Annotated in this window: 22 protein-coding genes; 11 read left to right on the top strand and 11 right to left on the bottom strand. The window is 59.8% G+C overall.

The window, feature by feature from the left end:
* The first annotated feature begins 7 nt into the window (after positions 1 to 7).
* The 5 genes from ACP151_RS15245 to ACP151_RS15225 all read left to right on the top strand — a co-directional run bounded on the left by ACP151_RS15245 (position 8) and on the right by ACP151_RS15225 (position 2,868).
* Positions 8 to 787 carry a succinate dehydrogenase iron-sulfur subunit gene (locus ACP151_RS15245; RefSeq protein WP_424979766.1) on the top strand — a complete coding sequence of 260 codons (780 nt, stop codon included), beginning with the start codon at positions 8 to 10 and terminating at the stop codon, positions 785 to 787.
* A gap of 110 nt (positions 788 to 897) precedes the next feature.
* On the top strand, positions 898 to 1,167 hold the full coding sequence (locus ACP151_RS15240) for a hypothetical protein (RefSeq protein WP_424979765.1): 270 nt from the start codon (positions 898 to 900) through the stop codon (positions 1,165 to 1,167).
* 260 nt (positions 1,168 to 1,427) lie between these two features.
* Positions 1,428 to 1,625: a hypothetical protein gene (locus ACP151_RS15235; RefSeq protein ID WP_424979764.1), complete on the top strand. Its 198-nt coding sequence runs from the start codon at positions 1,428 to 1,430 to the stop codon at positions 1,623 to 1,625.
* A gap of 264 nt (positions 1,626 to 1,889) precedes the next feature.
* Positions 1,890 to 2,747 (top strand): urea carboxylase-associated family protein, encoded by an 858-nt coding sequence (locus tag ACP151_RS15230; RefSeq protein ID WP_424979763.1) that lies wholly within the window; start codon positions 1,890 to 1,892, stop codon positions 2,745 to 2,747.
* Positions 2,716 to 2,868 carry a hypothetical protein gene (locus tag ACP151_RS15225; RefSeq protein ID WP_424979762.1) on the top strand — a complete coding sequence of 51 codons (153 nt, stop codon included), beginning with the start codon at positions 2,716 to 2,718 and terminating at the stop codon, positions 2,866 to 2,868. Before ACP151_RS15230 ends, ACP151_RS15225 begins: the two co-directional genes overlap by 32 nt.
* Before the next feature lie 32 nt (positions 2,869 to 2,900).
* Here the strand turns inward: ACP151_RS15225 and deoD are convergent, their stop codons facing one another.
* From deoD to ACP151_RS15210, 3 genes are all read right to left on the bottom strand, one after another.
* On the bottom strand, positions 2,901 to 3,605 hold the full coding sequence (gene deoD / locus ACP151_RS15220; protein WP_424979761.1) for a purine-nucleoside phosphorylase: 705 nt from the start codon (positions 3,603 to 3,605) through the stop codon (positions 2,901 to 2,903).
* A gap of 20 nt (positions 3,606 to 3,625) precedes the next feature.
* Positions 3,626 to 3,943 carry an H-NS family nucleoid-associated regulatory protein gene (locus ACP151_RS15215; protein WP_424979759.1) on the bottom strand — a complete coding sequence of 106 codons (318 nt, stop codon included), beginning with the start codon at positions 3,941 to 3,943 and terminating at the stop codon, positions 3,626 to 3,628.
* 116 nt (positions 3,944 to 4,059) lie between these two features.
* Positions 4,060 to 6,027, bottom strand: coding sequence for a methylmalonyl-CoA mutase family protein (locus ACP151_RS15210; protein WP_424979758.1), 1,968 nt, complete (start codon positions 6,025 to 6,027; stop codon positions 4,060 to 4,062).
* 170 nt (positions 6,028 to 6,197) lie between these two features.
* Here ACP151_RS15210 and ACP151_RS15205 point away from each other — a divergent pair, with 170 nt between their 5' ends.
* From ACP151_RS15205 to ACP151_RS15180, 6 genes are all read left to right on the top strand, one after another.
* Positions 6,198 to 7,577: a 1-acyl-sn-glycerol-3-phosphate acyltransferase gene (locus ACP151_RS15205; protein WP_424979757.1), complete on the top strand. Its 1,380-nt coding sequence runs from the start codon at positions 6,198 to 6,200 to the stop codon at positions 7,575 to 7,577.
* Between the two features lie 163 nt (positions 7,578 to 7,740).
* The gene (gene ccrA, locus ACP151_RS15200; protein WP_424979756.1) at positions 7,741 to 9,021 is read left to right on the top strand and encodes a crotonyl-CoA carboxylase/reductase; all 1,281 of its coding nucleotides are present in this window, start codon (positions 7,741 to 7,743) and stop codon (positions 9,019 to 9,021) included.
* 354 nt (positions 9,022 to 9,375) lie between these two features.
* A complete protein-coding gene (locus ACP151_RS15195; RefSeq protein ID WP_424979755.1) occupies positions 9,376 to 10,095 on the top strand; it encodes a helix-turn-helix transcriptional regulator in 720 nt (239 codons plus the stop codon).
* Between the two features lie 94 nt (positions 10,096 to 10,189).
* Positions 10,190 to 10,831, top strand: coding sequence for an acyl-homoserine-lactone synthase (locus ACP151_RS15190; RefSeq protein WP_424979753.1), 642 nt, complete (start codon positions 10,190 to 10,192; stop codon positions 10,829 to 10,831).
* Between the two features lie 63 nt (positions 10,832 to 10,894).
* Entirely contained in the window at positions 10,895 to 12,433 is a 1,539-nt protein-coding gene (locus ACP151_RS15185) for an ATP-dependent DNA helicase (protein ID WP_424979752.1), read from the top strand.
* Positions 12,430 to 13,167 carry an SDR family oxidoreductase gene (locus tag ACP151_RS15180; protein WP_424979751.1) on the top strand — a complete coding sequence of 246 codons (738 nt, stop codon included), beginning with the start codon at positions 12,430 to 12,432 and terminating at the stop codon, positions 13,165 to 13,167. Before ACP151_RS15185 ends, ACP151_RS15180 begins: the two co-directional genes overlap by 4 nt.
* 177 nt (positions 13,168 to 13,344) lie before the next feature.
* Here ACP151_RS15180 and ACP151_RS15175 read toward each other — a convergent pair whose 3' ends face one another.
* The 8 genes from ACP151_RS15175 to ACP151_RS15140 all read right to left on the bottom strand — a co-directional run bounded on the left by ACP151_RS15175 (position 13,345) and on the right by ACP151_RS15140 (position 21,274).
* Complete coding sequence (locus ACP151_RS15175; protein WP_424979750.1) at positions 13,345 to 14,130, bottom strand: TIGR02186 family protein; 786 nt, start codon at positions 14,128 to 14,130, stop codon at positions 13,345 to 13,347.
* Positions 14,131 to 14,132: 2 nt separating this feature from the next.
* A complete protein-coding gene (locus tag ACP151_RS15170) occupies positions 14,133 to 15,056 on the bottom strand; it encodes a sulfite exporter TauE/SafE family protein (protein ID WP_424979749.1) in 924 nt (307 codons plus the stop codon).
* Between the two features lie 124 nt (positions 15,057 to 15,180).
* On the bottom strand, positions 15,181 to 16,104 hold the full coding sequence (locus ACP151_RS15165) for a sulfite exporter TauE/SafE family protein (RefSeq protein WP_424979748.1): 924 nt from the start codon (positions 16,102 to 16,104) through the stop codon (positions 15,181 to 15,183).
* Positions 16,105 to 16,318: 214 nt separating this feature from the next.
* Positions 16,319 to 17,284, bottom strand: coding sequence for an ABC transporter permease (locus ACP151_RS15160; RefSeq protein WP_424979747.1), 966 nt, complete (start codon positions 17,282 to 17,284; stop codon positions 16,319 to 16,321).
* Positions 17,284 to 18,378, bottom strand: a complete 1,095-nt coding sequence (locus ACP151_RS15155; RefSeq protein WP_424979746.1) for an ABC transporter permease — start codon at positions 18,376 to 18,378, stop codon at positions 17,284 to 17,286. Before ACP151_RS15155 ends, ACP151_RS15160 begins: the two co-directional genes overlap by 1 nt.
* On the bottom strand, positions 18,379 to 19,908 hold the full coding sequence (locus ACP151_RS15150; protein ID WP_424979745.1) for an ABC transporter ATP-binding protein: 1,530 nt from the start codon (positions 19,906 to 19,908) through the stop codon (positions 18,379 to 18,381).
* Entirely contained in the window at positions 19,905 to 20,258 is a 354-nt protein-coding gene (locus ACP151_RS15145; RefSeq protein ID WP_424979744.1) for a nuclear transport factor 2 family protein, read from the bottom strand. The genes ACP151_RS15150 and ACP151_RS15145 overlap by 4 nt, the downstream gene beginning before the upstream one ends.
* A gap of 17 nt (positions 20,259 to 20,275) precedes the next feature.
* Positions 20,276 to 21,274 (bottom strand): BMP family lipoprotein, encoded by a 999-nt coding sequence (locus tag ACP151_RS15140; protein WP_424979743.1) that lies wholly within the window; start codon positions 21,272 to 21,274, stop codon positions 20,276 to 20,278.
* Positions 21,275 to 21,283 lie beyond the last annotated feature (9 nt).

Raw genomic sequence — 21,283 nt, 5'->3', positions numbered from 1 at the left:
ACAGATCATGGTACAATTCAGCCTCCCGAAGAACTCCAAGATCACCACTGGCAAGACCTGGCCCAAGCCGGAAGGCGCCAGCAATGTGCGCAAGTTCAAGATCTATCGCTGGAACCCGGATGACGGGAAGAACCCGCAGGTCGATACCTATTTCCTGGATATGGACAGCTGCGGCCCGATGGTTCTGGACGCGCTGATCAAGATCAAGAACGAGATCGACCCGACACTGACCTTCCGCCGCTCCTGCCGCGAGGGGATCTGCGGGTCGTGCGCGATGAACATCGATGGTATCAACACGCTTGCCTGTATTTATGGCATGGATGAAATCAAAGGCGATGTGGCGATCTACCCGCTGCCGCATATGCCGGTGGTCAAGGATCTCATTCCTGATCTGACGCATTTCTATGCCCAGCATGCCTCGATCATGCCGTGGCTGGAGACCAAGACCAATCGCCCGGCGAAAGAATGGAAGCAGTCCATCGAGGATCGCAAGAAACTGGACGGGCTGTATGAATGCGTGATGTGCGCCAGCTGCTCGACCTCCTGTCCGAGCTACTGGTGGAATGGCGACCGCTATCTGGGGCCGGCCGCGCTGCTGCACGCCTACCGCTGGATTATCGACAGCCGCGACGAAGCCACGGGTGAGCGTCTGGATAACCTGGAAGATCCGTTCAAGCTCTACCGCTGCCACACGATCATGAACTGCGCCAAGACCTGCCCCAAAGGTCTGAACCCGGCCAAGGCGATTGCGCATATCAAACAGATGATGGTTGAGCGCGCGGTCTGATCGCTGCGGGAGGCCTGCAAGGATCCGCCGCTTCTTGGGATGAAAATTGCATACCCCCCGGTTTCCTGCGAAACCGGGGGGTATCTTTTTGGCAAGCAATGGATTTGGGCATGAGATTTCTTGGATGCGCGGCGGGTGCGCTGGCTGTTCTGTCGGGTTGCATGACGGCAGCTGACCACGACCGGATTGGCGGTCAGTTGGCAGAAGTGGATGCCAAAACCCCGGGCTGCATCGAGGCTGCGGGCATTTCCGGAGAAGTTCGGCTCAGCACTGAGTTCCTGGGGCATGGCGCCGGTGCCACGGTGCTGCGCAATGTGCAGCCGGGGCCGAATGTGACAGCGGCGCAAGCGATGCAGGCGACTTCCTGTATCAATACCTGATGCAAGCAGGTTGCGCGGCTTTGCAAGCCGATCCAGATTATCTGAAGTAAAAGCGCATTTCCATGTCGGCTTGGCACTGGGGCCGACCAGGCATCTGCTGATCCTGATAAGACTGGAACGTGCTGGCCGCGCCGGAACCAGGCCAGGCGCAGTTGTTTCAATATCGTCAGGCGACCAGAGGCGGCCAGAGGAGGCCTGCGCTGCAGGCCTGGGCAGCATTTATGTTTGAAGCGCATAAAGGGCAGGGCTAGACAGGCCGCATGGTATTACTTGTTGTCCTGGCGATCGGTGTCTTCTGTTATTTTCTGTGGCGCCACAATGCGATGGCTCTGACCCGCAACTGCCGCTGGCGGCAGGTGAAATCCGAAGGTCACTGGCGCTGCAGCTATTGTGGGGCGGTGGAGGTAGGCGCCGAAGGGCCGCGTATCTGCCGAAACCCGCGGCGCGGCACACCCTGACCAAGCTCTCCCGCGCCCGCAGGCGCCACGGCTGCGCCGAAGCGCCTTTTGTGCGGCCTTAGGCCTGGCACCGCGCACAGCGCGGTGCCAGGCCCAACTGCATCGGTGCTTTTGACAAAAGCACCGATTTCAGGCGGGAGCTTTGCGGCCTGCGCCGTATAGTTCCGTCGGGAACAGGGTAATCCTGTACAAGCGGTGCAATGGGCTTGCGCTGTGGCTGCGATGCGGTCTTGATGGGGCAAATGAACAGGAAGGTTTGCGCTCATGTCCCGTAGTCCCGCAGCCCCCGCCGATGCGGCGGCCCGACGCGCCGTCAAGCCGGTGATCTGCTACCCGAATGAGACATTGCCTGTGCCGGACCTGGCGCTTTACAGCCGGGCGCGGGAGAGTGCTGTGAAAACCGGCGAAATGCGTGTGCCGCCGCGCGACGCTGCCTGTTTCGAAGTTCCTGCCGGGCATTTCTTCCGCATCAGTTCAGTGGATGGGCCGCAGGTTGGCGATCTCAACCTGTGGAACCGCAATGATCTGTCGGAACGGTTCTATTCCGGCAAGACCCGCGCCCTACATGGCACCCATATCACCACCGGTGAGCGGATGTGGACCAGTTTCCCGTATCTGCGCCCGATGGCAACCGTGGTGGCGGATACGCTTGGCTGGTACGGCATAGATGAATACGGCGGTTCGGTGCATGACGTGATCGGCACTCGCTGTGACCCTTACACCGGCAACCTCCTGGCAGGCAGCCAGTACCATCACTGCTGCCACTCCAACCTGACCCGGGCGCTGGCGGATCATCTGGGGGTGCCGCCGGAAGAGGCCGAGCCGCATGTGCATGACGTGCTGAACGTGTTCATGTGCACCGGGTTCACCCGCGACACAGGGCAGTATTTCATGAAGGCCAGCCCTGTGCGGCCAGGCGACTATCTGGAATTCTTTGCGGAGATTGACCTGCTGGGCTGTCTCAGCGCCTGCCCGGGCGGGAATTGTTCGTCAGAGCATTCCAGCGACACGGCGGCCTGTTATCCGCTGCTGGTTGAGATTTTTGCCCCGGCTGACAGTGCGCTTGGCAATTGGCAAAGCCCGCCACCAAATGGATACGATCGCAGCCACGGACACGGCTGATTTGGCAGGCCAAGAAGGTTACGGCCAAGCGCTGGAGCGGATTTCCGGCCTGTGCTTTTCTGCTGAATTCAAAGACACGTTTCCAAAGATTGAAAATGCCGAAAAAAAGGCAGCGGATTAACCGCTGCCTTGAAAAACTGAATATTGCAGGCGTCAGCTAAAAGCGGCTTCCAGCGCTATTTCGACCATATCGCCAAAACTGCGTTCACGCTGATCAGCTGGTAATGCCTCACCGGTTGCCAAGTGGTCGGAGACGGTCAGCACCGCCAAGGCCCGACGCCCGTGACGGGCAGCCAATGTGTATAACTCCGCAGCCTCCATCTCGACGCCGAGAATGCCGTGACGCACCATCTGTTCGTTCAGATCAGGGCGTTCATCATAGAACACATCCGAAGAATAGATGCCGCCGATATGCACGGCAGAACTGCGTTTGGACGCGGCCTGGGCTGCCGCCTGCAAGAGGCTCCAATCGGCACAGGGCGCGAAATTCAGCTCGCGGAAAATACCGCTGGAGGGACTGTTAACGGTGCTGGCAGTCATCGCCAGGATTATATCGCGCACTTTCACCTTGTCCTGCATCCCCCCGCAGGAGCCGATGCGGATCAGGGTTTGCGCGCCATAGTCGCGGATCAACTCATTGGCATAGATCGACAGCGAAGGCATGCCCATACCGCTGCCTTGGATCGTGACAGGGTGACCATTCCAGAGGCCGGTGTAGCCCAGCATGCCGCGCACTTCATTGACCAGCCGGATGTCCTGCAAAAAGGTCTCTGCCGCCCATTTGGCGCGATAAGGATCACCGGGCATCAATACGGTTTCAGCAATATCGCCGGGTGCGGCGCCGATATGAATGGTCACAGCTTTGCTCCGCTACGGCGTCAGATTTCCAGGTCGGAGATATCCATGCCCGCGGTCAGCGCGGCATGCACCCAATGCGGTTTGCGACCGCGGCCGGTCCAGGTTTCCTCAGGGTTGCTGGGATTGCGGTACTTCGGTGCAGCTTTGGCTTTCTTGGTGACTTGACGTGCGGCATCGGTAATTTCTTCCAGCGAGAAACCGAATTTCGCTGCAGCTTCTTCAGCCGCTTTCAAAGCTTCCTGGCGTTCACGCAGCTCTGCGTCTTGCAGCGCCTTTTCAACGTCGCTTTGCAGCTTAAGAAGTTCTTTTCTGCTCATTAATGAAAGGTCGATGGTCATTAGGCACTCCAAAAAATGACATACTGGAAAATCCTGTATGTCATTCTTTGTTGCCTGATTGCCAGACGCGTTACAGCATCTTTTTTAGGTCTTTGCAGGAAACTTCCGATATATAGTCAGCTTACTGCAATTTCCGGTGGCTTTGCCAAGTCGACAATGTCGCTCATAATTGAATTTAGCTCAAAGTCCTTGGGTGTGTAGACACGGGCGACTCCCAAGGATTTCAGCCGTTCAGCGTCGTCATCGGGGATAATGCCGCCGACAATCACCGGCACATGCGCCAGGCCGGCGTCTTTCATACGGGACATCATTTCTTCGACCAGCGGCAGGTGGCTGCCTGACAGGATCGACAGGCCGACCACATGGGCGTCATCTTTTTGCGCTGCGTCCACCAGTTCGGCGGGTGTCATGCGGATGCCATCGTAAGTAATGTCCATGCCGCAGTCACGGGCGCGAAAGGCGATCTGCTCGGCGCCGTTGGAATGGCCGTCGAGGCCGGGTTTGCCGACCACGAACTTGATGCGGCGGCCCAGTACATCGCTGACAGCGTTCACCGCATCGCGCAGGTCGTCCAGGCCTTCAGTCTTGTTCGACACCGAAGCCGAAACGCCGGTCGGGCCGCGGTAGGTGCCATGGACCTTGCGCATTTCCTCGGCCCATTCGCCGGTGGTGACGCCGGCCTTGGCGGCGGCAATCGAGGGCCCCATGATATTGGCACCGCTTTGTGCGGCTGCGCGCAGTGCGGCCAGTGCCTTTTCGACAGCTGTCGCATCGCGTGCGTCGCGCCAGGCATTCAGGCGGTTGATCTGTTCCTGTTCAACCGCAGGATCAACCACCATGATGCCACCGTCTTCGGTCTGCAGTGGCGAAGGCTCGCCCTCGGTCCATTTGTTGACGCCGACCACGACGGTTTCGTTCTTCTCGATCCGGTTCAAGCGTTCGGCATTGGAGTCGACCAGGCGGCCTTTCATATATTCGATCGAGGCTACGGCGCCGCCCATGGATTCCAAGTTGGCCAGCTCGGCGCGGGCGCCTTCCTTCAGCTCCTCGACCTTGGCATCGACCGCCGGGTTGCCGTCGAACAGGTCGCCGTATTCCAACAGGTCAGTCTCATAGGCGAGGATCTGCTGCATCCGCATCGACCACTGCTGATCCCAAGGGCGGGGCAGGCCAAGCGCCTCGTTCCAGGCGGGCAGCTGCACCGCGCGGGCACGAGCCTTTTTCGACAGGGTCACCGCCAACATCTCGATCAGGATACGGTAGACGTTGTTTTCCGGTTGCTGCTCAGTCAGGCCCAGCGAGTTCACCTGCACGCCATAGCGGAAGCGGCGGAACTTGGGGTCGGCAACGCCGTAACGCTGTTCGCAGATTTCGTCCCACAGATCGACAAAGGCGCGCATCTTGCACATCTCAGTGACAAAGCGGATGCCTGCGTTCACAAAGAAGGAGATACGGCCGACCATCGCCGGGAAATCCTCGGGCGCGATGCGCGGTTTCAGCTCATCCAGCACCGCCTGCGCAGTGGCCAGCGCAAAGGCCAGCTCCTGTTCCGGCGTCGCGCCAGCTTCTTGCAGGTGGTAGGAACAGACGTTCATCGGGTTCCATTTGGGCACGTTGGTGTAGCAGTATTCCGCCACATCCGCGATCATCTTGAGGCTGGGCTTAGGTGGGCAGACATAGGTGCCGCGGCTCAGATACTCCTTGATCAGGTCGTTTTGCACCGTGCCCTGCAGCTTTGATACATCTGCGCCCTGTTCCTCGGCCACCGCAATGTACAGCGCCAGCAGCCAGGGGGCTGTGGCGTTGATGGTCATCGAAGTGTTCATCTGCTCCAGCGGGATCTCATTGAACAGGGTCCGCATATCGCCCAGATGGCCGACCGGCACGCCAACCTTGCCGACTTCGCCACGGGCCAGCACATGGTCGCTGTCGTAACCGGTCTGGGTCGGCAGGTCGAAGGCGACAGAGAGGCCGGTCTGCCCCTTGGCCAGGTTGGCGCGGTAAAGCGCGTTGGATGCCGATGCCGTGGAATGGCCGGCGTAGGTGCGGATCAGCCAGGGGCGGTCTTTTTGCATCTGCGGCATGAGCGGGCCTCGCGAGTCAGTGTGGCGGTAATTTTATTTCGTCAGGCAGATGTAAACTGCAATTTTCAACCTATGTCAATTCGCTGCGTTGCGGCAATTCCGCTTGTGCGACGGGACGCGCGGCTGGCTTGGTGCTTGTCATGGCGGTTGCCATGCGCAACTGTTCACCCATGACGCAAACCGTGGAACTGCCGCTGTGGCTTTTTGTGCTGATCGTAGGCTTTGCTGCGGTGACCTTTGCATCGCATTTCCTGTTCCCCTCGGTGCGCTGGTTCTTCCGGCGGCGGCTGGAGCGCGCGGTGGCGCGGTTGAACAAGCGGCTGGAACGCCCCATTGAGCCGTTCAAGCTGGCCCGGCGCCACGATATGATCCAACGGCTGATCCATGACCCGCAGGTGGCGCAGGCAGCAGCAGATCATGCTGCAGCAGAGGGTATTCCGGACAATGTGGCATTTGAACAGGTGCGCCGCTATGCCCGCGAGATCGTTCCGGGGTTTTCCGCATTTGCCTATTTCGGCTTTGCCATCCGGGCAGCACGGCTGCTGTCCAATGCGGTCTATCGGGTGCGGCTGGGGCATCAGGATGAACAGGCGCTGCGGGCAATCGACCCCAATGCCACCGTGATCTTTGTGATGAACCACCGTTCCAATATGGATTACGTGCTGGTCACTTACCTGGCCGCAAACCGCTCGGCGCTGTCTTATGCGGTGGGGGAATGGGCGCGGGTCTGGCCCCTGTCCCGTCTGATCCGGGCGATGGGCGCCTATTTCATCCGCCGCCGGTCGCGCAATGATCTCTACCGCAAGGTTCTGGCCGCCTATGTGCGCCTGGCCACCCGCGGCGGCTCCACCCAGGCGATGTTCCCCGAGGGTGGTCTTAGCCTGGATGGTGGCCTGGCGCCGCCAAAGCTTGGCCTGCTGAAATACATCGTCCAAGGGTATGATCCCGAAGGGCGCGACGTGGTCTTTGTGCCTGTGGCCCTGAATTACGACAGGGTCTTGGAAGACAAGATTCTCACGTCGGCCGCCAGAGATCTAGAGCGCCGGTTCCGTGCCCGTATCGGGCTGGTGGCCTTGCGGCTGCTGCGGCAATTGTGGCTTTGGGTGACCGGCCGCTATCACCGGTCCGGTTATGCCGGGGTGAATTTTGGCCGCCCGCTCAGCCTCGCAGGATTTGGCGCCGGAAGTGAAGGGGACATCACCAAGATGCTGGCGCAGGAGCTTATGGAAAGGATCAGCGCGATAGTGCCGGTGCTGCCCGTGCCGCTGATTGCCGCGATCCTGCTGCGGCACGGACCGCTTAGCCGGGCAGCGGTCGAACACCGCCTGAAGCAATTGGTCGCGGCAATGCCGCTGGCCTATGTCCATATCCCGCGGGACAACCTGGCCTATGCGACAGAGGCGGGGCTGCGGCAATTGCTGCGGCGGGGCCTTGTCACTGAAGCCGGCGGCAAGGTTTTGCCTGTTGAAGGCCGCCAGGAATTGCTTGCCTTTTACGCCAACTCGATCCGCCATCTGCTGCCGGACACAGGTGAATTGCCGGGCATGTAGGGGCGTGTTTCTGCATGCGCCAAGGGCAATGCTGCGACTGCAGGGTCATAAAGTTACTCAAACATGCCAAAAGAGGTTGCAATATTACTTCGCCAATCCTATCCATCAGGTAACCGCGACGATTCTGCACTGCGGCAAAGAACAGGATGCAAAGGAGGCCATCATGGCATTGGATACCCAGACTGACGTCATGTCGTACGAGGCGCCCGAGAAAGATCTCTATGAACTGGGGGAAATTCCTCCGATGGGCTATGTGCCCAAGAAGATGTACGCATGGGCCATCCGCAAGGAGCGTCACGGCGAGCCGAACACCGCGATGCAACAGGAAGTGGTCGATGTTCCGGAGCTGGACAGCAACGAGGTGCTGGTTCTGGTGATGGCAGCAGGCGTCAACTACAACGGTGTCTGGGCGTCGCTGGGCAAGCCGATCTCGCCGTTTGACGGCCACGGCCAGCCGTTCCACATCGCCGGTTCCGATGCGTCCGGCATCGTCTGGGCAGTGGGTTCCAAAGTGACCCGCTGGAAAGTCGGTGACGAGGTTGTGATCCATTGCAACCAGGACGACGGTGACGACGAGCACTGCAACGGCGGCGATCCGATGTTCTCGACCAGCCAGCGCATCTGGGGTTATGAGACTCCGGACGGGTCTTTTGCCCAGTTTACCAATGTGCAGGCCCAGCAGCTGATGCCGCGCCCCAAGCACCTGACCTGGGAAGAAAGCGCCTGCTACACGCTGACTCTGGCCACTGCCTACCGGATGCTGTTCGGCCATGAACCGCACGACCTGAAGCCGGGCCAGAACGTTCTGGTCTGGGGCGCCTCGGGTGGCCTTGGCTCCTATGCGATCCAGCTGATCAACACCGCCGGCGCCAACGCCATTGGCGTGATCTCCGACGAGAGCAAGCGTGATTTTGTCATGGGGCTGGGCGCCAAGGGCGTTCTGAACCGTAAAGACTTCAATTGCTGGGGCCAGCTGCCGACGGTCAACACTCCGGAATATGCCGAATGGTTCAAAGAAGCCCGCAAGTTCGGCAAGGCGATCTGGGACATCACCGGCAAAGGTAACAATGTCGACATGGTGTTTGAGCATCCGGGCGAAAGCACCTTCCCGGTGTCGACCTTTGTGGTGAAGAAGGGCGGTATGGTCGTGATCTGCGCCGGCACCACCGGCTATAATCTGACCTTCGACGTGCGGTATATGTGGATGCACCAAAAGCGTTTGCAGGGCTCGCATTTTGCCCATCTGAAACAGGCTGCCGCCGCAAACCAGCTGATGGTCGAGCGCCGCCTGGACCCTTGCATGTCCGAAGTCTTCACCTGGGCGGACCTGCCGGAAGCCCATATGAAGATGCTGCGCAATGAACATCTGCCAGGCAACATGTCGGTGTTGGTGCAGGCGCCCAAGACTGGCCTGCGTACACTGCAGGATGTGCTGGACGCCTAAAGCCGGTCTGGCCTGAAATTTGAAGAAACCACGGTTTCCCGCGAATCGCCTCGGCTATTCGCGGGAAATTTTGTTTAAAATTCCAACGTTTCAGTAGCTTGCTTGCAGCTTTCTCTCTGTTTTTGGGGCAGTATGCGGTAAAAGGTAAAGCTATGATAAACCTTAGGTAGCGCGCGGCCAGCCTGGGGCCTCTCTGAAAGGGCGGTTTCGGAAAAATTTGATCAAAAAATCAAAAATTCCATTGACCAGAGTAACTTAGCCGCTGCAATGGTAGGAACTATATGCCATGCCTGAAGCAAAGGGGTGTTACGGCATTCCAAACGAATACCAGCGGACTATGGCGGCAATCGGACAATGGCAAGCAAGGCAGAATTGGATCGCATTCTTGAAAGCCTCGATGCAATCGAGACACTGGACGGTCTTCATCAGATCATCCACCAAGTGTGCGATGTTTTCGGTGTGGACCATGCCATGTATTTATGGGTCGAGACTGCAGGCAACCATTATTACTTTGGGTCTTACTCCCGTGAATGGACTGATCGTTATGTGGAACGGGCCTATGCGCGTGTGGATCCTGTTGTGGTGGGCTGTTACCAGCGGTTTCACCCCGTCGATTGGAAGCGGCTGGATTGGTCGCCCAAACCTGCCCGGGAGTTTCTAAAAGATGCACTGAAACACGGGGTTGGCAACCAAGGTTATGCCATCCCTATCAGGGGGCCGAACGGGCAGTTTGCACTCTTCACGGTGAGTCACAATTGTGACGATATCGCCTGGGAGAAGATCACGGACAAATACGGGCGCGATCTCATTCTGATGGCGCATTATTTTAACCGCAAGGTTCTGGAACTGGAGCCATCCAGGAGCGCTGAAGAGGCTCAGCCGTTGTCGCCGCGGGAAGTTGATGCTTTGACGCTTCTTGCAATCGGATACAGCAGGGCGCAGGTGGCCGAAACTCTGACGATCTCAGAGCATACACTGCGGGTTTACATCGAAAGCGCCCGCTTCAAGTTGGGTGCGATTAATACAACACATGCGATTGCACGTGCTCTGAGCCTTGGTTTGATTGTAATTTAACGGAACCTGCGCGCAGTCTCCTGCAGAGACCCTCGGTTAATAAAATTAAAAGCAGTAATCTTCTTTTGTTTTTCCATCAAAAGGAGACTGAATCATGCTGCGTTATGTTTACGGCCATGAGCTGCACAACCATTCCCGTCTGGCCCACTCAATGTTCTGCGATCGAGCTGACCAGTTTAAGACCCGGCTCGGCTGGGATGTGCATGTTAACAGTCGAGGTGAGGAAAAGGATCAATATGATGATCTGAATCCGCTCTACATGATCTGGGAGCAGCCAGATGGCACCCATGGAGGGTCCATGCGGTTTCTGCCCACGACTGGCAGGGTAATGGTGAATGAGGTGTTCCTTGATCTTTGTGACGGTGTACCGATCTGCAGCCCGCTGATCTGGGAGTGCACACGCTTTTGCCTATCGCGCGAGGCGCAAGGTCGGATCGGTGCCGCCCTGATGCTGGGCAGTTTGGAAATCATGCGCAATTTCAACATTCCTCACTATACGGCGGTTTTCTACAGACATACGGCCAGAGCATTCCGCAACCTCGGCTTTGGCCCGGAAATCGTCAGCACGGACGGGCAGGCAAGAAACCCGATCTGCATGGGGTACTGGGAATACGCAGAAGAGACCTACCTGACTGTCGCTGCAAAGGCAGGTATTCCGCCAGAGCTTTCGCAATTGTGGTTTGACCGGTCCTTCGGAGGCGCAAGCGTTCCTGCGGCCATGGCGCTTACCGCCTGAGGCATTCGCATTCCGGGGCCGGAGCCACTGGCGGACCCGGCCCCGCGGCTGTAGGGTCGCGCCATGACAGCTCTGCCCGTACAGTTTTCCGATGATCAGGCCACCGCTTATGACAGCGTGGCCGAACTCCTGCGTGCAGCAGGGGTGGACCTTGATGACGGGCTGCTGCATCCGCCCCGCGGCGATGCCGGGGTAATGGCCGTGATCGGCAAAGCAGGGTCCGGCAAGACCCTGCTGCTGGCGGAGCTGTACAAAGCGCTGGAGCAATCCGGAGTCGAGGTCGTCTCGGGGGACTATGAAAGCCGCAAGAAAAGCGATGACCGCCGCACCCTGGCGATTCTGGCGCCAACCAACAAGGCTGCCAGCGTTCTGCGCCTGCGCGGGGTGCCGGCCACCACCATTCACCGCATTCTGTACACTCCGGTCTATGATCCCGAGTTTGAGAAGATCGCCGAATGGTTGGCCGGGCAGGGCGAGCAGCCGGAAATCGAAGGCTTGACCGAGGAGGCACTGGCCCGCGCCGCGGCCTTCTATGAAAAGAACAAGTCGATCCCCGGTGCTCTGGCCGCGGCCGGGCTGCGCGGCTCCGATTTCATCACTGGATGGAAACGGCGCGAGGACCCTTTGGACATCGGCTTTGTCGATGAGGCTTCGATGCTGGATGACCGCCAGTTCGAGGATCTCAAGGAGATTTTCCCGAATCTCATCCTGTTTGGCGACCCGGCGCAGCTGGCGCCGGTCAATCAGTCGGGGTCGATGGTGTTCGACACCCTGCCAGAGCCGCGCCGACTGGTCCTGAACCGCATCCACCGGCAGGAGGCCGGCAACCCGATCCTGGATCTGGCCCATGCACTGGCCGACCCGCAGCTGGGATTCGAGGATTTCGAGCGCATGATCGAGGACACCGCCCGCCGCGACGAACGTGTGGTCTGGGGCCAGCGGGTGGAGGTCGATCTGATGGCGCGTTCCCCGGTTCTGGTCTGGCGAAACAATACCCGTATCCGCCTGATCAATGCCTTCCGGGCTGTCCATGGCGCACCGGAGGATGAGCTGATCGCGGGCGAACCACTGATCTGCGACGGTATCGAATTGCCGATGAAGCACCGCAAGAAACGCCTGGATCTTGAGGCGCGGGGGCTGATCAAGGGAGCACAGGTCGTCTTTCTCGGCTCAGGCCGAAAGCCCGGCTTTTCCCGCCTGCATGTGATGGGCGCAGAAGACCCCCAGGTCTCTGCCGCGTCGATTGTCAAAATCGAAAAGCCGGATGAGGAAGAACCGTTCATCCCCTATGCCGCCCGCATGGGCGCGACTTTCCTGCATGGGGCGGCAGTGACCATACACAAGGCGCAAGGGTCGCAGTGGGACACCACCCAGGTCTTTGCTCCGGATATTTACGCTGCCGCCCGGATGGGCCGGGTCGAGGCAGGCCAGCCGCTGTGGAAACGGCTGGCCTATGTGGCAATCACCCGAGCCCAGGAGCGGCTGATCTGGGTGGTCCGCAATCGTCTGGCAAAACCCTCCGGTCCACTTCAGGTGGATGATCTGAAAGCTGTGCCCGCTGCGGCGCTGACACTGGAAACACAGGAGGATGCACCGGCATGAGCAAATCCATTCTGATCACTGGCGCCAGCTCCGGCATCGGCCGCGCTGCAGCGGAGCTGTTTCTGGCTGAGGGCTGGCAGGTTGGGCTGACTGCCAGGCGGGCAGACAGGCTGGAAGATGTGGCTGCGGGCCATGCCAATGCCCATGTGCTACCCGCCGATGTAACCGATCCTGCGGCGGTGGATCATGTGATGAGCAGATTTGCCGGTACAGTAGGCCGGCTGGATGTGCTGTTCAACAATGCAGGTATCTTTACCCCGCCAGGCACCATCGATGAGATCCCGCTGGAAGACTGGTTTGCTTCGGTCAATGTGAATCTGACCGGCATGTATCTGGCGGCCCGTGCGGCTTTCCGCCAGATGCGCAATCAGGCGCCACAGGGCGGGCGGATCATCAACAACGGCTCCATCGCCGCCCATGTGCCGCGGCCACATTCGGCGCCCTATGCGGCAACCAAGGCGGCGATGACCGGGCTGACCAAAAGCCTGTCGCTGGACGGTCGCCCCTTTGACATCGCCTGTGGCCAGATCGACATTGGCAATGCCCGCACCCCAATGGTGGAGGACCTGAGCCGCCGGCATGCCGAAGCTAATCCTGGCGCCGAGCCGATGCAGAGCTTTGCGGTGAAGGATGCGGCGCGCTCGGTGCTGCACATGGCCGACCTGCCGCCAGAGGCCAATGTGCAGTTCATGACGGTGATGGCAACCAAAATGCCCTATATCGGCCGCGGCTAGGGTCTCCCGCCCGTCGCCGCAGCATCAAAGATGCAGCGCTCCCGTTGGGCGTGGCGCTGCGCGCAGCGTTGAGATCTGGAAACTGTCGGCTGACTTTGCCAGTTGCCTTTGGCTTCTTTCTGGTTCGCAATACCCCGGGGTGAATTGGCCGCAGGCCAAGAGGGGCAGCGCCCCTCTTTACCGGTTGCGCAGAAGGCTGAATGCCGCAGAGGCACCCCAGCCGGCGGCAATGGCAATGGCCAGTGACATCAGGCCGTACAGGAACGGCTGCTCGCGCGACAGTGCAAACAGGAAACGTTCCAAGCCAACTTTGCGCACGTCTATTGTGGTCTCATACTGGGACACGACTTCGCCGCCGCGGGTCAGAAAAATGCGGGTCTGATAATCGCCCTCGGTCAAGTCCGCGGGCATTTTGATTGCAGTGCGGAACAGGGTTTGCTCATCCACTGCGACGGTATCTTCGCGCAGAGAATAGAAACCGTCCTTCTCCCGGATACGCACCACTGCATCAGCAAAATCCTGAGCTCCGCGGATGTGCATTGCCGCACCAACTGAACGTATCGCCCGCTCAATCGACACGCGGTACCGCAGGTCTTCGGTATCGGTCAGCACGGTGTCAAACGGCGCACTGGTGGCCACCGCATAAAACGCCGGGGCAGAATCGACCAGAACGCTGTCAACGTTGACCCAGATGCCCAGCTTCTTCTCCTTGCGGCGCACCATGACCGAAGGTGCCGGGCCGGACACCGTGACAATCACTTGCAACGGCTCATCGGAAGGGATCGGAGTCTCGCGCTTGACCGCGCCAAAGATCAGGATTTCGGAGCCGTCAAACGTGGCAGTGATGGCCACGCGGTCCTGGCTCAGGCCCAGCACGACCTCTTCCTTGGCGGCCTGGGCCGCAGAGTGCGGCAGCAGTGCCAGTGCGGCCGCGGTTGCGGCAGAAAGCAGCAATTTGCGCATGGTCAGTGGCCTCCAGTGTCGCCGAGCGAGAACAGCTCAGCCGGTTGCAGCAAGAGGTCAAGGCCCAGTTTGGCGCAGACAGCGATCACCATCAGAGCCAGCAGAATGCGCAGTTGCTCTGCCTTCATGTACACCCCGATACGCGTGCCGATCTGGGCGCCGATCACACCGCCAATAAGCAGCAGCACTGCCAGGACAATGTCGACGGTATAATTGGTTGTGGCGTGCAGCATCGTGGTGAAACCGGTGACCAGAATGATCTGGAACAGCGACGTCCCGACAACCACTTTGGTCGGCATGCCGAGGATATAGATCATTGCCGGCACCATAATAAAGCCGCCGCCGACCCCCATGATGGCGGCCAGAATGCCCACGCAGACACCGACTAGAATTGGCGGGATCACTGAGATGTAAAGGCCGGAGGTGCGAAAGCGCATCTTGAACGGCAGCGCATGAATCCAGCCGCGCTGGCGGTGCGCTGCAGGGGCGGCGCCGCCCGTTTTCTTGGACTTGCGGATGGCGTTGAGGCTTTCAATGAACATCAGCCCGCCGACCACGCCCAAGAACACGACATAGCAGAGCTTGACCAGCAGATCGACCTGGCCAAGCGCCTTGAGATGGTTGAACACCACCACCCCCAGTGCCGCGCCGATCAGGCCGCCGACCTGCAGGACCATCCCCATTTTGATATCCACCGTGCGCCTTCGGAAATGCGCCAGCACGCCAGAGAAGGAAGACGCGACAATCTGGTTCGCTTCGGTGGCCACTGCCACGGCCGGCGGGATGCCGATGAAGAACAGAAGCGGCGTCATAAGAAAGCCGCCGCCTACTCCGAACATGCCCGAGAGAACGCCGACCATTCCTCCGAGACCCAGGAGAAGGAAGGCATTCACTGAGACCTCAGCTATGGGAAGGTATATCTGCATGTTCTTTGTTAAACCGCAGTGATGTCAAAAATCAATGATCTATGCCGCTCTGCAGCGCACAGGACTGATTTGCCGTTGCAAACTGGACTTATAGAAATTCCCGGCTAGGCCGTTTATCCGGCAGTCAGGGCAGGCTCAGCACCGTCAGGGTAAACAGGTCAGCCGGTTGCAGCAGCAGCTCAAAGCTGATTTTGACAGAGACCGACAACACCAGAAGTGCCAAAAGCACGCGCAGCTGTTCCGCCTTGAGCCTGGCGCCAATCACTGTGCCGAGCTGGGCGCCAGCGACACCTCCGATCAACAGAAACAGCGCCAGCACGACATCCACGGTGTGGTTGGTTGTAGCGTGCATCACTGTGGTAAAGCCAGCGACAAAGATGATCTGGAACAGCGAGGTGCCGATGACCACCTTGGTGGGCATGCCGAGGATGTAGATCATCGCAGGCACCATGATGAAACCGCCGCCGACCCCCATGATTGCCGATAGAATGCCAACGCCACAGCCGACCAGAGCAGGCGGAAGCACTGATATGTAGAGCCCGGACGCCTTGAACCGCATCTTGTAGGGCAGGGCATGGATCCAGGAGCGCTGCCGCCGCTTTCGGGACGGGGGGGCTCCGGCCTGACGGGACTTGCGGATAGCATTGATGCTTTCGACAAACATCAATGCGCCGATCACGCCGAGAAACAGCACGTAGCAAAGCTGCACTGCCAGATCGACCTGACCCAGCTGCTTGAGCCGGTTGAAGACCACCATCCCCAAGGCCGCACCCGCAAGACCGCCGCACAGGAGCACATACCCCATTTTGAGATCCACCGAGCGGTTCCGGAAATGTGCCATCAGACCAGAAACGGATGAGGCCACCACTTGATTGGCGGATGTGGCCACGGCCACTCCCGGCGGGATGCCGATCAGGAACAGGAGCGGTGTGATCAGGAAGCCGCCGCCAACGCCAAACATGCCTGACAGCACGCCAACCGCACCACCGATGCCCAGCAGCAGCATGAAATTGACCGAGACTTCGGCGATGGGGAGGAAAATATGCATAGCGGCCTTACAGCAAGTAAGCCGCAGGTGGTCAACCGGCCTGGCGACATTGCACAGACCAGGATCGATAAAGTGAGGCGGTTTGGACCTAAGAGCAAGGCGCCCTGCGCATAGAGCAGAACGGCACGGCGTATTTCGTTTGTTCCAAAGACCGCCAGCCGGAACGGAAACACCCGGCGCAGGGCCGGGTGTAGAGTTGAGGTTGATGTGCGGTTCAGCGCTCTTTCACATAGGGTTCGCCACCAGCGCGGGGCGGGATCGCCTTGCCGACAAAACCGGCCAGGATCACCACTGTCAGCACGTAGGGCAAAGCGTCCATTGCCTGCACCGGGATGGTGATGCCGCCCAGCTCGATGTTCTGAAAGCGCAGGGCGACGGCTTGCAGCAGGCCGAACAGCAGACAGGCCCCCATTGCGTGCCAGGGTCGCCACTTGGCAAAAATCAGGGCCGCCAGCGCAATGAAACCGCGTCCGGCGGTCATGTCCTTGACGAAACCTGCTTGCAGTGCGGTTGCCAGATAGGCACCGGCAATGCCGCACAAAAGGCCGCAGATCAGGACGGCTGCATAGCGCAGGCCGACAACCGAGACGCCGGCGGTATCAACCGCAGCAGGGTTTTCGCCCACAGCGCGCAGGCGCAGGCCAAAGCGGGTGCGGAACAGCACCCACCAGGTCGCGGGCACGGCCAGGAATGCAATATAGACCAGGACCGAATGGCCAGAGAGCAGTTCAGCATAGACCGGGCCCAGTCCCGGCACGCCGGAAAGGCTTTCGGCAAACGGCAGGTCAAACGGGGTAAACCGCCCGCCACCGATCAGCGAGGGGGTGCGGCCGCCCTGCTGGAACCAGTCCTGGGCAATCAGCACCGTCATGCCAGCGGCCAGAAAATTGATTGCCACACCGGAAATCAGCTGGTTGCCGCGGAACGTGATCGAGGCAACCCCGTGCAGCCCGGCCAGCAAGAGCGACGAGCCGATGCCAGCCAGCAAGCCCAGCCAGACGTTGCCGGTGACGGCGGCGACCGCGGCGGAGAAAAAGGCCGCCATCAGCATCTTGCCTTCCAGGCCGATGTCGAAAATGCCTGCGCGCTCCGAGAACAGACCGGCAAGGCAGGCCAGCAGCAGCGGTGTCGCCAGACGGACGGTGGAGTCCAGAAGCTGGATGATCGTCAGGAAATCCATCAGTTCTGCCCCTTCCGCATCGCCAGAAAGACCCGCTCAAGCGGCATCCGGACCATGTTGTCGAGCGCGCCTGTGAACAGGATCACCAGGGCCTGGATCACCACGATCAACTCGCGCGGGATCGAGGTCCACAGCGCCAGTTCGGCGCCGCCCTGATAGAGGAAACCAAAAAGGATCGCGGCCAGAAACACGCCAAAGGGATGGTTGCGTCCCATCAGGGCCACCGCAATGCCGATGAAGCCTGCACCCTCGGTGGCGTTCAGTACCAGTCGTTCTGCTTCGCCCATCACGTTGTTCACGGCCATCATGCCGGCCAGCGCACCGGAAATGAGCATGGCAATCATGATGGTGCGGACTGAGGAAATGCCGGCATAACGCGCAGCCGGCTCCGATTTGCCCAGAGAGCGGATTTCGTAGCCCAGCGGGGTGCGCCAGATCAGCAGCCAGACAAACAGGCAAGCACCGATTGCGACCAGCAGGCTGACGTTAGCAGGAGCGGACTTCGAAAACGCGATGCCAACCGGGGCCAGCAGCTCATGCAGGGAGGGCAGATGCACAGTTTCAGGGAAACGGGCAGTGGCAGGGTCCATTGAGCCTTCGGGGCGCAGAAGGTTCACCAGCACATAGTTCAGCACCGCTGCTGCGATGAAATTGAACATGATGGTGGTGATCACGATATGGCTGCCACGCTTGGCCTGCAGATAGGCCGGAATGGCAGCCCAGGCAGCACCGAACAGACCCGCACCAAGGGCGGCAAAGATCAGCGCCAGCGACCAGTGCGGCCAGGGAATGAACAGGCAGATCACAGCCACGCCCAGCCCCCCCAGCATCGCCTGGCCTTCACCGCCGATGTTGAACAGGCCCGCATGGGCGGCAACCGCCACAGCCAGGCCGGTAAACATGAAATTGGTGGCGTAATAGAGCGTGTAGCCCCAGCCATAGGTGGAGCCCAGGGCGCCATCGACCATCAGTTTGACCGCGGCCACCGGGTCTTCGCCGATCCCGAGGATCACCAGGGCCGACAAGAGTGCGGCCAGGATCAGGCTGATCAACGGGATCAGCACCACATCGGCCCATTTCGGCATTTTTTCCATTTACGCGGCCTCCCCCGCGACACCGGCCATCAAGAGGCCCAGTTCTTTTTCGTCCGTCTGATCTGCTGGGCGTTCGCCCATGATCACGCCGTCAAACATCACTGCCACCCGGTCGGATAGCGACAGGATCTCTTCCAGTTCGACTGAGACCAGCAGGATCGCTTTGCCCTGGTCGCGCAGTTCGACGATCTGCTTGTGAATGAATTCAATAGCGCCGATGTCGACACCTCGTGTCGGCTGGCCGATCAGCAAAAGGTCGGGGTTGCGCTCAATCTCACGCGCCACCACGATTTTCTGCTGGTTACCACCAGAGAAACTCTTGGCGGCCAGCCAGGGATCGGGCGGGCGCACGTCGAATTTTTCTATCTTGGCTTCCGTGTCGGCACGCAGGGCCGCATTGTTCATCAACAGCCCGCTTTGATAGGCCGGATCGCGGTGATAGCCAAAGGCGACGTTCTCCCAGGCGTGGAAGTCCATGATCAGACCTTCGCGCTGGCGGTCCTCTGGCACATGGCCGATATGGGCGGCGCGCCGGGCAGCGGCATCCGAGCCGTGACCATGCAGTGGCAGGGGGGCCCCATGCAGTTTGATGCTGCCAGAGCTGTGACGCATGCCGCCCAACACTTCCAGCAGTTCCGACTGGCCGTTGCCTGCGACGCCGGCAATGCCCACGATCTCGCCAGCACGCACAGTCAGGTCGATGCCCTTGACGCGTTCGACGCCGGCGCTGTCCACGACTCGCAGGTTCTCGATCTCCAGGACCGGGGCGCCGGGCTGGGCGGCTACCTTGTCGACACGCAGCAGCACCTTGCGGCCCACCATCAGCTCCGCCAGATGTTCTGGGCTGGTCTCGGCTGTTTTGACGGTCGCGGTCATCTGGCCGCGCCGCATGACAGAGACGGTGTCGGTGTATTCCATGATCTCCCGCAGCTTGTGAGTGATCAGGATGATGGTCTTTCCCTCGGCGCGCAGCCGGTCGAGGATGCGGAACAGCTGGTCGGCCTCAGCCGGGGTCAGTACGCCGGTGGGTTCATCCAGGATCAGAATCTCCGCCTTGCGGTACAGCGCCTTTAGAATTTCTACGCGCTGCTGCATGCCGACGCCAATCTCGTCGATACGGGCGTCGGGATCGACGAACAACTCGTATTCCTCTTCCAGCGCCTTCAGTTCCTTGCGGGCGCGGCGCAGCGACGGCATCAGCATGCCGCTGTCCTCGGCACCCAGTACGATGTTTTCCAGAACCGTGAAATTCTCCACCAGCTTGAAATGCTGGAATACCATGCCGATACCTGCGGCAATGGCGGCCTGGCTGTCAGGGATCGCGGTCTTTTTGCCCTTGATCCAGATCTCGCCTGAATCGGCCTTGTAAAACCCATAGAGGATCGACATCAGCGTCGACTTGCCCGCACCGTTTTCACCGATGATACCGTGAATGGTGCCGGGGGCGACGCTGATGGAAATGTCCTTGTTTGCCTGGACCGGGCCAAAAGCCTTGGAGATGCCTTTGAGTTCAATGGCGGGGGCGGTCAATCGGGCTCTCCCATGCCTGTAAATCCGATCAGCCGTACCACCTTGCCGTCCTGCAGGTCAGCAAAATACTGGCTGCGCATCATGCGTTTGCCGTCCTTTTCGAAATCCACCGTGGCGCGTGCATGGCCGTGGTGTTCAGAGACGGCAACGATTTTGGCACTGCCTTTGGGCATCATTGCGCTGAACCGCGCAAGGTAATGCAGATAGGCATCGCGGGTGGTGATGGGGACGGGGGTGTTGGGATCGGAGTAATAAAAATCTGGCCCGAGGGCCGCGTCTGATTTTGCGGCACGCGTTTCGGGCGATGGGTCGCCCCAGGCCGAAAACAGAATATGAAGTGAATCCGTCATGGCCTGAGGCTTTCTTCTTAGAAGCTCAGCGCAGGGCAGCTGTCGTCGGACATGTAGTCATGTACCTTGATCTCGCCCGAGGCAATCTTGGCTGCGGCATCATCCACGGCCGCCTGCATCTCGGCAGAGACCAGCGGTGCATTGTGCTCGTCCATGGCATAGCCGACACCGCCATTGGCCAGACCCATGACAGAGAAGCCGGTTTCCATGTCGACACCATCAGTGAAGGCTTCAAACACAGCGTTGCCGACCTTTTTGGTCATCGAGGTCAGCACTTTCCCCGGATGCAGGTGGTTCTGGTTGCTGTCCACACCGATCGACAGGATGCCTTCGTCGGCTGCGGTCTGCAGCACGCCCACACCGGTGCCGCCAGCCGCGGCATACACCACATCTGCGCCTTGGCTGATCTGTGCCTTGGTCAGCTCCGAGCCTTTGACCGGGTCATTCCAGGCCGCCGGGGTTGTGCCGGTCATGTTGGCGATCACTGCGGCGTCGGGGTTGGCGGCCTTGACGCCCTCGGCATAGCCGCAGGCGAACTTGCGGATCAGCGGGATGTCCATGCCACCGATGAACCCAACGGTGTTCGATTTGGATGCCATGGCAGCCATCATGCCCACAAGGTACGAACCTTCGTGTTCGTTAAAGACAACCGAGCGCACGTTGTCGCCTTCAACCACCATGTCGATGATGGTGAACTTGGTTTCCGGGTAATCAGCAGCCACCTGCCCCAGCGCATCAGCAAAGGCAAAGCCGACCATCACGATCGGGTTGGCGCCAGCCTCGGCAAAGCGACGCAGCGCCTGCTCACGTTGGGCTTCGGACTGAAGCTCGATTTCGCGGTAGCTTTCGCCGGTCTCTTCGGCCCAGCGCTGGGCACCACTATGCGCGGCTTCGTTGAAGCTCTTGTCGAATTTGCCACCCAGATCGAAGATCAGGGCGGGTTCCGCAAGTGCGGCACCTGCGGTCAGGGCCAGCGTTGCGGCTGCGCCCAGCAGCAGCGGTTTCATCAGGGTCATCAGGTTAAC

This window comes from Leisingera sp. S232, assembly GCF_049800895.1.
GTDB lineage: Bacteria > Pseudomonadota > Alphaproteobacteria > Rhodobacterales > Rhodobacteraceae > Leisingera.
Note: the sequence above shows the minus strand (reverse complement) of the source record. Positions and strands in the feature narration are given on the sequence as shown.